This is a genomic window from Actinomadura violacea (genome assembly GCF_017573465.1).
GTDB classification, from domain to species: domain Bacteria; phylum Actinomycetota; class Actinomycetes; order Streptosporangiales; family Streptosporangiaceae; genus Spirillospora; species Spirillospora violacea.
Genome location: NZ_JAGEPF010000024.1, coordinates 55,404 through 67,533, shown reverse-complemented (window position 1 = coordinate 67,533; position 12,130 = coordinate 55,404). Strand labels below are relative to the sequence as shown.

The 12,130-nt window shown below is 75.3% G+C and carries 12 protein-coding genes; 11 read left to right on the top strand and 1 reads right to left on the bottom strand.

What is annotated here, in order from left to right; genetic code table 11:
- Positions 1-97: 97 nt before the first annotated feature.
- Positions 98-1,081 carry an NAD-dependent epimerase/dehydratase family protein gene (locus tag J4709_RS35495; protein ID WP_372442193.1) on the bottom strand — a complete coding sequence of 328 codons (984 nt, stop codon included), beginning with the start codon at positions 1,079-1,081 and terminating at the stop codon, positions 98-100.
- A 92-nt stretch (positions 1,082-1,173) separates the two neighbouring features.
- Here J4709_RS35495 and J4709_RS35490 point away from each other — a divergent pair, with 92 nt between their 5' ends.
- The 11 genes from J4709_RS35490 to J4709_RS35440 all read left to right on the top strand — a co-directional run bounded on the left by J4709_RS35490 (position 1,174) and on the right by J4709_RS35440 (position 12,121).
- Positions 1,174-1,884: a TetR/AcrR family transcriptional regulator gene (locus tag J4709_RS35490; protein ID WP_208247572.1), complete on the top strand. Its 711-nt coding sequence runs from the start codon at positions 1,174-1,176 to the stop codon at positions 1,882-1,884.
- A gap of 222 nt (positions 1,885-2,106) precedes the next feature.
- Complete coding sequence (locus J4709_RS35485; protein WP_307801828.1) at positions 2,107-2,982, top strand: hypothetical protein; 876 nt, start codon at positions 2,107-2,109, stop codon at positions 2,980-2,982.
- 2 nt (positions 2,983-2,984) lie between these two features.
- A complete protein-coding gene (locus J4709_RS35480; protein WP_307801827.1) occupies positions 2,985-3,974 on the top strand; it encodes a hypothetical protein in 990 nt (329 codons plus the stop codon).
- Positions 3,975-5,276, top strand: a complete 1,302-nt coding sequence (locus J4709_RS35475) for a TadA family conjugal transfer-associated ATPase (protein WP_208247570.1) — start codon at positions 3,975-3,977, stop codon at positions 5,274-5,276. It abuts the gene before it with no gap.
- A gap of 43 nt (positions 5,277-5,319) precedes the next feature.
- Positions 5,320-6,306 carry a type II secretion system F family protein gene (locus tag J4709_RS35470; RefSeq protein ID WP_208247568.1) on the top strand — a complete coding sequence of 329 codons (987 nt, stop codon included), beginning with the start codon at positions 5,320-5,322 and terminating at the stop codon, positions 6,304-6,306.
- Positions 6,303-7,217 carry a type II secretion system F family protein gene (locus tag J4709_RS35465; RefSeq protein ID WP_208247566.1) on the top strand — a complete coding sequence of 305 codons (915 nt, stop codon included), beginning with the start codon at positions 6,303-6,305 and terminating at the stop codon, positions 7,215-7,217. The genes J4709_RS35470 and J4709_RS35465 overlap by 4 nt, the downstream gene beginning before the upstream one ends.
- Positions 7,218-7,254: 37 nt before the next feature.
- A complete protein-coding gene (locus tag J4709_RS35460; RefSeq protein WP_208247563.1) occupies positions 7,255-7,467 on the top strand; it encodes a Flp family type IVb pilin in 213 nt (70 codons plus the stop codon).
- Between the two features lie 5 nt (positions 7,468-7,472).
- Positions 7,473-7,949, top strand: coding sequence for a TadE family protein (locus J4709_RS35455; RefSeq protein WP_208247561.1), 477 nt, complete (start codon positions 7,473-7,475; stop codon positions 7,947-7,949).
- Positions 7,946-8,431 (top strand): TadE family protein, encoded by a 486-nt coding sequence (locus J4709_RS35450; RefSeq protein ID WP_307801826.1) that lies wholly within the window; start codon positions 7,946-7,948, stop codon positions 8,429-8,431. Before J4709_RS35455 ends, J4709_RS35450 begins: the two co-directional genes overlap by 4 nt.
- A complete protein-coding gene (locus tag J4709_RS35445; protein ID WP_232384542.1) occupies positions 8,428-8,889 on the top strand; it encodes a TadE/TadG family type IV pilus assembly protein in 462 nt (153 codons plus the stop codon). The genes J4709_RS35450 and J4709_RS35445 overlap by 4 nt, the downstream gene beginning before the upstream one ends.
- A gap of 82 nt (positions 8,890-8,971) precedes the next feature.
- Positions 8,972-12,121 (top strand): AfsR/SARP family transcriptional regulator, encoded by a 3,150-nt coding sequence (locus tag J4709_RS35440; RefSeq protein WP_208247560.1) that lies wholly within the window; start codon positions 8,972-8,974, stop codon positions 12,119-12,121.
- Positions 12,122-12,130 lie beyond the last annotated feature (9 nt).

The window sequence follows — 12,130 nt, the reverse complement described above, 5'->3', positions numbered from 1 at the left end:
GCGGCCAGCTTAATTACCGGCGCCCGCCGATACCGGCGAAGCCGGCCCGGCGCGCGGGCTCCCGCCGGATACGGGCACGCCGCGCGGGCGGCGGCGCTCAGCGGGACGCGGCGACGACGGCCCGGAGCGCGTCGTCCAGCGGGGTCGGCGCCATTGCGAAGGCGGACTCGAAGGCCGAGGAGTCTAGGACGAACGGCTCGTCGAACTGGTACCGGGTCTCCCGCAGTTCCTTGAGCACCGGGGCGACCAGCCCGGCCGCGTTGAAGATCGCGCGCGGGACCTCGTGGATGCGCGGGGCGGGCGCGCCGGCGATCCGGCACAGCCGCTCGCCGACCTCCCGCGTCGACACGGCGGGGCCGGTCGGGACGTGCCAGGCCCGCCCGTAGGAGCGCTCGTCCGTCCCGGCGATGGCGAGGGCCTGCGCGGCGTCGGGCAGGTACGTCCAGGCGTGCGGCACCGACGGGTCGCTGAAGTAGAACACGCGCTTGCCCGCGAGCAGCGGCTTCACGAACCGCACCTCGCCGATGAAGGACTGGTCGCTGCTGCCCGGCCCGTAGAAGTCGGAGCCGCGCACCTCGGTGGCGCGGATCCGGCCGGCCTCGTGCGCGGCGAGCGCGTCGTGCCACATCCTCGCCCGGACGCGCCCCTTCGTGCCGGTGGCGGCCAGCGGCAGGTCCTCGGTCATCGGACCGTCCACCGGCCCGTACCCGTACAGGGAGCTGAGCGTGACGAGGCCCGCGCCGGTGTCCTCGGCGGCGCCGAGGAAGGACGCGGCCAGCGGCGGCCAGTCCTGCGCCCAGCGGTGGTACGGCGGGTTGACGCAGTTGTAGATCGTGTCGGCGCCCTTGGCGAGGGTGGCCAGCCGGTCCCGGTCGGCGGCGTCGGCGGCGACCCGCTCGACGCCGTCCGGCCCGGATCCCGAGCGCGTCACGACGGTGACGTCGTGCCCCATGCCGGTGAGCCGCTCGGCGAGGTGCGCGCCGACCTGGCCGGCTCCGACGATCACGTGCTTGCCCATGGTCCTGCTCCTTCGTCGCTCTTCGTTCCGGCCGCCGTCCGGCACGGCCCGATTTCGGTTCAGTGCTCTGCGATGTGAGCAATGCTCTCTCTTTGGATCGATGATGTCAAGAGCAGTGCTCTCGGTTCGGTTCGGCGCTCTGCTAGCCTCGCCCCATGAGCGGACGGACGGCCCGGGAGCGGGTGCGCGCGGAACTGGTCCGGGAGATCACCGAGATCGCGCGCGAGCAGCTGGCGACCGCGGGCGCGGCGGGGCTGTCGCTGCGCGCGGTGGCCCGCGAGATGGACATGGTCTCCTCGGCGATCTACCGGTACTTCCCGAGCCGCGACGACCTGCTGACCGCGCTGATCATCGACGGCTACAACGCGGTCGGCGCGGCCGTCGAGGCCGCCGACGAGGCCGCGCGCGGCGGCCGGACGTCGTTCGGGGAACGGTGGCTGGCGGTGTGCCGGGCCGTCCGCGCCTGGGCGCTCGCGCACCCGCACGAGTACGCGCTCCTCCACGGGACGCCGGTGCCCGGCTACCGGGCGCCGCAGGACACCGTCGCCGCCGCCATGCGCGACACGGCCGTCCTCATGCGGATCGTCTCCGAGGCCCACGCCGCGGACGCGCTGGACCCCGCCGGCCCGTGCCCGCCGGCACCGCCGGCGCTGGCCGCGGACATGGCGGGCGTGCGGACGGCGCTTTCCTTCGACGTGCCGGCGGACGTGGCGGCGCGGGCGTTCACCGCATGGGCCGGTCTGTACGGAACGGTCAGCTTCGAATTGTTCGGGCAATTCAACGACGTGATCGAGGAACGGGCCGCCTACTTCGACCACTCGATGACCCTGCTGGGCCGCCTGGTCGGCTTCCAGGAGGCGCACTGAACCGTTCCGCGGGCGGCGCCGAACGGGGTCAGTGACGGATGTGACTGGTGGTAAGTACTGAAGTGGCCGGTGAATTCGCAGGTCATCGCCATGGTCGGAGAGAACGGCCCGCTTACCCTCACCGAATCCATTGACGCGGCCTTGCCCGCACCGCAAGCATGGATCGCCCGATGATGCGGAGACCTCCTGAGGCGGGGTCCGCGGGAGGGCGGGAAGGGGCACGTGCGCAGCGCGATGAAGGCCAACCAGTCGGCCCTCGCCGGCGGCTCGTCCGGCGGCTCCTCCGGGCCGAACGCCGGCGGCGGCCTCGGCCGCACGGGCCTCGGGACCTCCGGCGGGCAGCGGCTGCCCGTCTCGCCGCGCGAGCGCAAGCCGGCGCTCGCCGCGCTCGCCGTGCTGCTCATCCTCGGCGGCGCGCTGGCCAGCGCGTACCTGGTGATGGCCAGCGGTCAGCGGGTCTCGGCGATCCGGATCGCGCAGCCGGTCGCGGCCGGCCAGCAGATCCCGCAGAGCGCGCTCGAAGAAGTGCAGGTCGGCGACACCGGCGTCCAGTTCATCAACTGGTCGGAACGGCTGAACGTGTCCCGCTACTACGCGTCCGTCCCGCTGGTGAAGGGCGCGCTGCTGACCAACGGCATGATCAGCCGGACGGACGAGGCGGCCAAGGGCCGGCTGGTCGTCGGCCTCGCGCTCAAGCCGGGGCAACTGCCGTCCGGCGGCGTGGAGAGCGGCAAGAAGGTGACTTTGTACGCGGTCGGCAACGGCAGCGGCGGCGGCCCGCGCGCCGGGACGGTGCTCGCCGCGGAGGCCATCGTGATCAACGTCGGGGGCGGCGGGAGCGACCGGCTGCGCTCCGACCAGACGACCGTGGACGTCGCCGTCGCGCCCGGCGACGCCCCGCAGGTGACCGAGGCGGCGTCCGCCGGGACGGTCGCGATCGCGCTGATCCCGGACGGGACGAAGGCGCCCGGCCAGCCGGCCGGCGGCGGCGCGCCGGGCAAGCAGCAGCCCTCGCCCGGCGGCTCGCAGCCGCCCGCCGGAACGGGCGGCGGCACGCCGGGCGCCGGGAGCGGCACTCCGGGCACGGGCGGGAACTGACGGTGGCTCTGATCGCGCTCGCGGCCGACAAGGGGGCACCGGGCGTCACGACCGCGGCGGTGGCCCTCGGCGCGGTGTGGCCGCGCCCCGTGCTCGTCGCCGAGTGCGACCAGGCGGGCGGCGACCTGGTGTACCGGCTGCCCGCCGCCGCGCCCGACGGCGGCGCCGGCCGGCAGGGGACGGGCGACGGCGGCATGCTGAACCCGGCCCGCGGGCTGCTCAGCCTCGCCGCGACGGCCCGCCGCGGGCTGCGCCCGGACCAGATCGGCGAGCACTGCCAGCGCCTCGTCGGCGGCCTCGACGTCCTCGTCGGGATCACCAACGCCGAGCAGGCGCAGGCGATGACGTGGCTGTGGGGGCCGCTCGGCCGGGCGTTCGCCGGGCTCGGCACGGTCGACGTGATCGCCGACTGCGGGCGGCTCGGCGCCGGCAGCCCGCTGGCCGACCTGCTGCGCGAGGCGGACATGGTCGTCCTGCTCACCCGCGCGACCTTGGAGCAGGTCGCGCACCTGCGCGAGCGGGTCGCCGCGCTGACCGCGGAGCTGCGCGGCGGGCCGCCGGTCGGGGTGCTGGTGCTCGCCGACCCGCGCGACTTCCGCGGCTCCATCGCCGAGGTCGACCGGATCATCGCCGGGGCGCGCGGCCGGCAGGCCCCCGACCCGGTGGCGCAGGCGGCGCGGCCCGGGCCGGCGCCGTCGGAGGTGCGGGTGCTCGGCGGGCTGGCCCTCGACCCGAAGGGCGCCGACCTGCTGTCGGGCCGCTGGGGCGGGCGGCTGGACCGGTCGCTGCTGATCCGCTCGGCCCGCGAGGTCGCCGGCGACCTGGTCGCCCGGCTCGGCGCCGCGTCCTCCGCCCAATCGGTGCCGGACGCGCCCGGCGAACCCGCGCCGCCCATGCCCCAGCCCCCCGCCGACGGGCGTAACGCCCCGCCGCAGGACGCGGCCGCCGAGCAGGTCCCGGCGGGCGGACGGCACGAGGAGCGGGGGCGCTAGGTGGACCACGTCCTCGTCAAACGGCTCCGCCAGGAGGTCGGCGACCGGCTCGCGCAGCAGCGCCGGATGGACGCCGCGCACGGGCTGCCGCCGATGTCCGGTGAGGACGAGCGGCAGTTCGCGCGCGCGCTCATCGGCCAGGTGCTGGAGGAGTTCGCGCGCGGCGAGATCACCTCCGGACGGCGCCCGCCGAACGCCGAAGAGGAGGAGGCGCTCGCCGCCGGCGTGCACGCCGCGCTGTTCGGGGTCGGCCGGCTCCAGCCGCTGCTGGAGGACCCCGAGATCGAGAACATCGACATCAACGGCTGCGACCGGGTGTTCATCGGCTACGCCGACGGCCGCGAGGTGATGGGCGAGCCCGTCGCCGAGACCGACGAGGAACTGGTCGAGCTGATCCAGATCCTCGCCGCCTACAGCGGGCTGTCCTCGCGACCGTTCGACACCGCGAACCCGCAGCTCGACCTGCGGCTCCCGGACGGTTCGCGCCTCTCCGCGGTGATGGACGTGACGCTGCGCCCCGCGCTGTCGATCCGCCGCGCCCGGCTCGGCAAGGTGTTCCTCGCCGACCTCGTCGGCAACGGCACGTTCCCCCGGGAGCTCGGCCTGTTCTTCCGCGCGGCGGTCCTCGCCCGCAAGAACGTGATGATCGCGGGCGCGACGAACGCGGGGAAGACGACGCTGCTGCGCGCCGTCGCCAACGAGATCCCGGCGAACGAGCGGCTCATCACCGTCGAGCGCGCCCTGGAGCTCGGCCTGGACGCCTTCCCCGAGCTGCATCCGAACTGCGTGGCGTTCGAGCAGCGGCTGCCGAACTCCGAGGGGCAGGGCGCGATCTCGATGGCGGAGCTGGTCCGCCGGTCGCTGCGGATGAACCCGTCCCGCGTCATCGTCGGCGAGGTGCTCGGCGACGAGATCGTCACGATGCTCAACGCGATGACGCAGGGCAACGACGGATCGCTGTCCACCATCCACGCGAACTCGTCGGCGGAGGTGTTCAACCGCATCTCCACCTACGCGATCCAGTCGGAGGAGCGGCTGCCGGTCGAGGCGACGCACATGCTGATCGCGGGCGCGATCGACTTCGTGGTGTTCATCGAGAAGCGCAACGACTACGCCTCCGGCGGTCGGCTGCGCCGCTACGTCGCCAGCGTCCGCGAGGTCACCGGCGTGGACGGGCGGGTGCTGTCGTCGGAGGTGTTCGCGCTCGGGCCCGGCGGGTTCGCCGTGCCGTCCGCGCCGATCGCGTGCGTCGAGGAGCTCGCCGAGTACGGCTACGACCCGTCCCACGGGGGTGCCTGGTGAACGCCGGCGGCAGGGTGACGCCCATCGGGATCGGGGGCCGCTGATGTACTCCGCGGACGTGCTGCTCGCGATCGTCGCCGGCGCCGTGGCGGGCGGCGGGCTCCTGCTGCTGGCCGTCGCGGTCCGCGGCCTGCCGCCCCGGGCGCGCCCGGCGCGCGGCCGCAGCCGCGAGGACCTGATCCGCACCCTCACCACCCGCACCGCCGTCGCCGTCATCGCCGGCGTGCTCGTCCTGGTCGTGACCCGCTGGCCGATCGCCGCCGCCGGGACCGGCGCGCTCGTCCTCGCCTGGGACGGCCTCGCCGGCGGCGCCGCCGAGGAGCGCAAGGGCATGGCGCGGCTGGAGGGCCTCGCCGCGTGGACCGAGTCGCTGCGCGACACCATCGCGGGCGCCGTCGGCCTCGAACAGGCCATCCCCGCCTCGCAGCGCGCCGCCGCCCCCGCGCTGCAGCAGCCGCTGCGCACCCTCGTCGACCGGCTGCACACCCGCGTCCCGATGCCGGAGGCGCTGCGCCGCTTCGCCGACGACATCGACGACCCGTCCGCCGACCTGGTGATCGCCGCGCTGATCCTGAACGCCCGGCTGCGCGGCCCCGGCCTGCGCGACATGCTCGGCGCGCTCGCGACGTCCGCGCGCGCGGAGCTCGACATGCGGCGCCGCGTCGAGGCCGACCGCCGCTCCACCCGGCGCAGCGTCCGGATCGTCGTCGGCGTCTCGGTCGGCACGGCCCTCGCCCTCGCCGTGTTCAACCACTCCTACGTGCAGCCCTACGACGACTTCCTCGGCCAGCTCGTGCTGTGCATCGTCGTCGCCCTGTACGCCGCGGCGTTCCTGTGGCTGCGCCGCCTCGCCAAGTACGACCTGCCCGGACGGTTCCTCAGCGAGCCGCGGCAGGCCCGCCCCGGCGTGCCCGGCGAGGTGCCGAGCACCGTCGCCGGCTGGCAGTCCGGACGCGCCGCCGGGACCACCCAGGACATCCCGCTGCGCGGGCGGCACACCATGGACGCGGGCGGCGGTGGTGCCCCGTGACCGGTGCGATCCTCGCGGGCGCCCTCGTCGGCCTCGGCCTGTACGGGCTCGTCCGGGCGCTGTTCCCGGCGCGGCCCGGCCTCGCCGCGCGGATGGCCGCGCTCGACGCCGCCCGCCGCCGCGACCTGGAGGACGCGCAGGCCGGGACCGACCGGCCCACCGGCCGGTTCGGCGGGATGCGGGCGCGGCTCGGCCGGGAACTGGTGGTGTTCTGCGAGTCGCGCGGCTGGAAGATGCGCTCCGTCCGCGCCGACCTCGCCATCACCGAGCGGTCGCTGGAGGCGTTCCTCGCGACGAAGTTCCTGCTGCCCGCCGCCGCGCTGCTGTTCATCCCGCTGGTCGCCGGCTACTTCGCGCTGCTCGGCTTCGGGTCGTCCGTGCAGGTCCCGGTCTGGATCTGCGTGCTGTTCGCCGCGCTGTTCTTCTTCTTCCCCGACATGCAGCTGCGGCAGGAGGCGCAGGCCCGCCGGCAGGACTTCCGGCACGTCGTCGGCGCCTTCCTGGACCTGGTCTCGATGAACCTCGCGGGCGGGCGCGGCGTCCCGGAGGCGCTGATGAGCGCCTCCAACGTCGGCGACGGCCCGGCGATGCGCCGGATCCGCGACGCGCTCGGCAACGCCCGCCTCACCGGGCAGACGCCCTGGCAGGCGCTCGGCCGGCTCGGCGACGACCTCGACATCGCCGAGCTGCGCGACCTCGCCGGCGCGCTCGCGCTGGTGTCCGACGACGGCGCGCAGATCCGCCGGTCGCTGTCGGCGCGCGCCGCGTCGATGCGCAGCCGCGAGCTGTCGGAGCTGGAGGGCAAGGCGGGCGAGCGGTCGCAGTCCATGCTCGTCGCGCAGCTGTTCCTGTGCGCCGGCTTCCTGGTCTTCCTGGCCTACCCGGCCCTGATGCGGGTGCTCGCGTCGTGACGTCCGCACCGGCCGCCGTCCCTCTGGAGGTAACACGATGAATCCCCTGAACGACCCGGCCCTGGTCTATCTGCGCGCCATGCTCGGCACGCGGCTCGCGCGGCTGCGCGACGAGGAGGAGCGCAGCCGGGGCGCCTCGGCGATCGAGTGGGCGATCATCACCGCGATCCTCGCGCTGATCGCGATCACCATCGGCGCGATCATCCAGAAAAAGATCCAGGACAAGGCCAACAGCATCAACACGGGCTGACCGGGATGCGGTGCCGTGGACCCGCGCGGCCGGCCGCCGCGCTCGCCGCCGCCCGGCGCCGGCTCCGGTCCGACGCGGGCGTGTCGTCGATGGAGTGGGCGCTGCTCACGCCGGTGCTCATCCTCGTGCTGCTCGCCGTCGTCCAGTTCGCGATGGTGTTCCACGCGCGGCAGGTCGCCCTCGCCGCCGCGCAGTCCGGCGCCCGCGTCGCCCGGACGCAGCCGGTCGGCGGCGGCTGGCAGGACGCGGCGGTCGCGAAGGCCACCGGCGACATCGACCACATCGGCCCGCACCTGATCAGCGGCCTGCACGTCGACACGGGCGAGGTCAACGACGAGCGGTGGGTCCAGGTCAGCGGGACGGCGGTGCAGGTCATCCCGTTCATGACCTTCCACGTGTCGCAGCGGTCGCAGGGGCCGATCGAGTGCTTCCGGCCGGACGTCGGGACGGGCGTCGCCTGCCAGCAGGGAGCGGGCGGGTGAGGCGGCGCGTTCTCCGGCGGGTGCTCAGGCACGGGGCCGATGGTGACCGGGGCTCGATGTCGCTGGAGCTGGTGCTCGTCACGCCGCTGTTCGTCGCGTTCCTGCTGTTCCTCGCCGGGGCCGGGCGGATGGTGGACGCGCAGAGCCAGGTGGACGGCGCCGCCCGCGACGCGGTGCGCGCCGCGTCCATCGCCCGCGACGCCGGGTCCGCGCAGGAGCTCGCGCAGGAGACCGCGACCGCCGGGCTCCGCGACTCGCATTGGTGCTCCGGCGGCCCGTCCGTCCAGACGGACGTGTCGGGCTTCGCGCCGGGCGGCCGCGTCGTCGTGACGATCGTGTGCGACGTGAACCTGTCCGACCTGGCGTTCATCGGGCTGCCCGGCACCAAGCGGCTGCAGGGCAGGTCGGTCGCCCCGATCGACACCTTCACCTTCCGCGGCGGCGACGGCGGCGGGCCGGTGGAACCGGGGGACGGCCGATGAGACGCCTCCCGCACGCTCTCCCCGCCGGTGACGACCTCCCCGCCGGTGACGACCGGGGCACGATCGCGATGTACACCGTCCTGTTCACCCCGATCGTGCTGTTGCTGGCGGGCCTGCTGGTCGACGGCGGCCTCGCCATCCACGCGCGGCAGCGCGCCGCCGACATGGCCGAGCAGGCCGCCCGCGCCGGCGCGAACCAGATCGACACCGACGCGCTCCGCGCCACCGGCAAGCCCGTCCTGGACCCGGGACGGGCCCGCGCCGCCGCCTGCGACCTGCTCGGCGCGTTCGGCACCCAGGTCACCGCGTCGCGCTGCGACGCCGACCAGCAGCAGGTGACGGTCAGCGTCGAGATCACCGTGAAGCCGCAGATCCTCGGGATCGTCCCGGGGTTCGGCACGTTCACCCTGACCTCGACCGAGACCGCCCGCCCCGTCACCGGAGGAAACGGCCCATGAGGCCCCTGGAGAACGGCCTTACCATGGGTGCGACGTCCTGTTCGGGATCTGTCGGCGAGGACCGGCGAACGGTGGGGGCGCGATGGTGACGCGGCATGGCCGGCGGGCCCCGGTGCGGGCGCGCCGCGGCCCCGGCGACGTCCTCGCCGGGATCGGCGCGCTCGCGGCGCTGGCCGCGCTGCTCGCCGGGGTCCCGTACGCGCTGCTGACGTTCTTCGGGTCGCCGCTCCCGTCGCGGCTGCCCGCCGCGTCCGACCTCACGCACCGGATCGGGCCGGACTCGCTCATCGGCGTCCTCGTCGTGCTGGTCTGGCTCGCCTGGATCCAGCTCGCGCTGTGCGTCATCGTCGAGGTGTACGCGGGCGTGCGCGGGGTCGGCGTGCCCGCGCGGGTGCCGCTCGCGGGCGGCACGCAGTCGCTGGTGCACCGGCTCGTCGTCGCCGCGCTGCTGCTGTTCACCGCCACGTCCGTGATCATGCCCGCGCTCTCCGGCGGGCTGTCGCAGCGTCCCGCGCACACACAGGCGCAGGAGTTCCACCGCGTGCCGGACGCGCCGGACCGTCCCGCCGAGACCCCCGCCGCACCGGCCGAGACCCGCACCGAGACGCTCGCCGAGAAACCGCTCACCACCAAGATCTACCGGGTGCATCCGCCGGAGGGCCGCCACCACGAGAGCCTGTGGGAGATCGCCGAGAAGTGCCTCGGCGAGGGGCGCCGCTACAAGGAGATCTACGACCTCAACAAGAGCCACGTGCAGCCGGACGGGACGCGCCTCACCATCGCGAGCCTGATCCGTCCCGGCTGGATCCTGGAGATGCCGGCCGACGCCAAGCACGCGCACACCATCCCCGTCCAGGACCTGCACGACTACTACCGGTTCGGGCACGCCGTCCCCGACCGCCCGCAGCACCAGGACCCGGCGCCCTCGACGCCCGCCCCCCAGAAGCCCGCGTCCTCTCAGCCGGCACCGTCTCAGCCCGCCCCCTCTCAGCCGACACCGTCCAAGCCCGCGCCGCAGCCGTCCCAGACCGAGGCGCCGACGCACGGCGCGACGCCGCAGCCGCAGGTGCCGGCGCCGTCCCGGCCGCCCGCGCAGACGCCCGCCCCCACCCCGGCCCCGTCCCACACGACCGCGCCCTCACACGAGGCCACGCCCTCGCACGAGGCGACGCCGTCGCACGAGGCCACGCCGTCGCACAAGACAGAGACCCCGTCGCACCCGCCCGCGCACGGGGGCGGCACGGACGGGCCGTCCGGCGAGATGGGCGGCGGTGCCGGCAGCGGCGGCGCGAGCCTGCCCGGCCAGAGCAGGACCGCCTACGACGAGCCCGGCCCGACCTTCGAGCTGAAATGGCCGCAGGGCCTCGCCGCCGCGTCGCTGCTGGCGGCGGGCCTGCTCAGCGTGCTCGGCCGGCGCCGCCGCACGCAGATGTGGAACCGCGCGTTCGGGCACATGATCGTCCGGCCGGAGGGCGAGGCGGCGGAGGCGGAGCGCGCGCTGCGGTTCGGCTCCGACGAGGACGGCGCGCGGCTGCTGGACCTCGGCCTGCGGCACCTGTCGAAGTCGATGGCCGCCGGCGGCCGCGCCCTCCCGACCGTCTACGGCGTGCACCTCGGCCGGTCCCAGAACGGGCAGGGCAGCCTCGACCTGTGGATCGCGCCCCCCGACCGCAACCCGCCCGCGCCCTGGCAGGCGTACGACGACGGGCAGGTGTGGCGGCTGCGCGGCGACGCGGCGGCCGGGCTGGAGGCCTCCGACCTCGCCGACGTCCTCGCCCCCTACCCGGGCCTGGTCTCCATCGGCACCAACGACAACGGCCGCATCCTCGTCGACCTGGAGGCGGCGCACGGGCTGATCGCGCTGCGCGGCCCCGACGCCGACCGGCGCGCCGCGCTCGCCGCGATCGCGATGGAGCTGGCGACGAACCGCTGGTCCGACCATATGCGGATCACGCTCGTCGGGTTCGGCGCGGAGTTCGGCGAGGGCCTCGGCCGGATCGCCCCGGACCGCGTCCGGTCCGTGCCGAACCTCGCCGACGCGCTGCCCGAGCTGGAGGGGCGCACCGAGGAGGTCCGGCAGGCGCTCGCCGCGTCCGGCGTCGACTCGGTGCTCACCGGGCGGTGCCGCGGCGTGTTCGGCGAGGCGTGGATGCCGCACTACCTCGTCATGGCCGATCAGCCGACCGAGTGGGAGGCCGACCGGCTCGTCGCGCTCGCCCGCTCCGGCACCCGGATGGCCGCCGGCTACCTCGTCCCCGGCGACGTGCAGGGCGCCACCTGGACCTGGGACGTCGACGAGCGCGGCCGGCTGCAGGCGGGCGTGCTCGGCTTCGAGGTGGACGCCCAGCTCGTCCGCGAAGACCAGTACCGGGCGGTGTTCGAGCTGTTCCGCGCGGCCGGCCGGACCGACGCGGTGCCGCTGCCGGACGCCGCGGGCGGCCCGCAGCCGCCCGCCGCGCAGCAGTCGTCGGTCGACGTCCGGCTGCTCGGCCCGGTCGAGGTCGAGGCGCCCGGCCCGATGGACGAGAGCCGCCGCGAGCTGTGCACCGAGGTGCTCGTCTACCTGGCGGCTCATCCGAACGGCGTGCATCCGACGGTGCTGTCCGGCGCGATCTGGCCGCGCGGCGTCACCGCGGGCGTCCGCGACGCGTGCGTGGCGCGCGTGTCGGACTGGCTGGGCCGCGACGCCCGCGGCCGCCCGAACCTGTACTACGACGAGCGGGGCCGGATCCGGCTCGGCTCGGAGGTCCGCGTCGACCTCGCGGTGTTCCGGTGGCTGGTGTGGCGGTCCGCCGCCGAGCCCGCGTCCGAGACGGCCTACATGTCGTACGCGCTGGACCTCGTCCGGGGCCCGCTGCTCGCCGGCCGCCCGCGCGGCCGCTACTCCTGGCTCGCCGCGCACGACCTGGAGTACGAGGCGACCGCGCGGGTCGTGGACGTCGCGCACCGGCTCGCCGTGCTGCGGCTGGAGGAGGGCGACGCGCGCGGCGCGGTCGCCGCGGCCCGCGCCGGGCTGCGCCTCGCGCCCGACGACGAGGGGCTGTGGCGGGACCTGCTCCGCGCCGTCCACGCGACCGGCGACCAGGCGCAGGTCGCGATCGCGGTGGACGAGCTGCGCGGCCGCGTCGGCCGCGACCCGATGATCGACCAGCTGCAGCCCGAGACGGAGGCGCTGGTCGAGGAACTCCTCCCGGAGTGGCACAGCGTCGGCACCGGCCCGCTCTCACGTTGACTTGCGGCG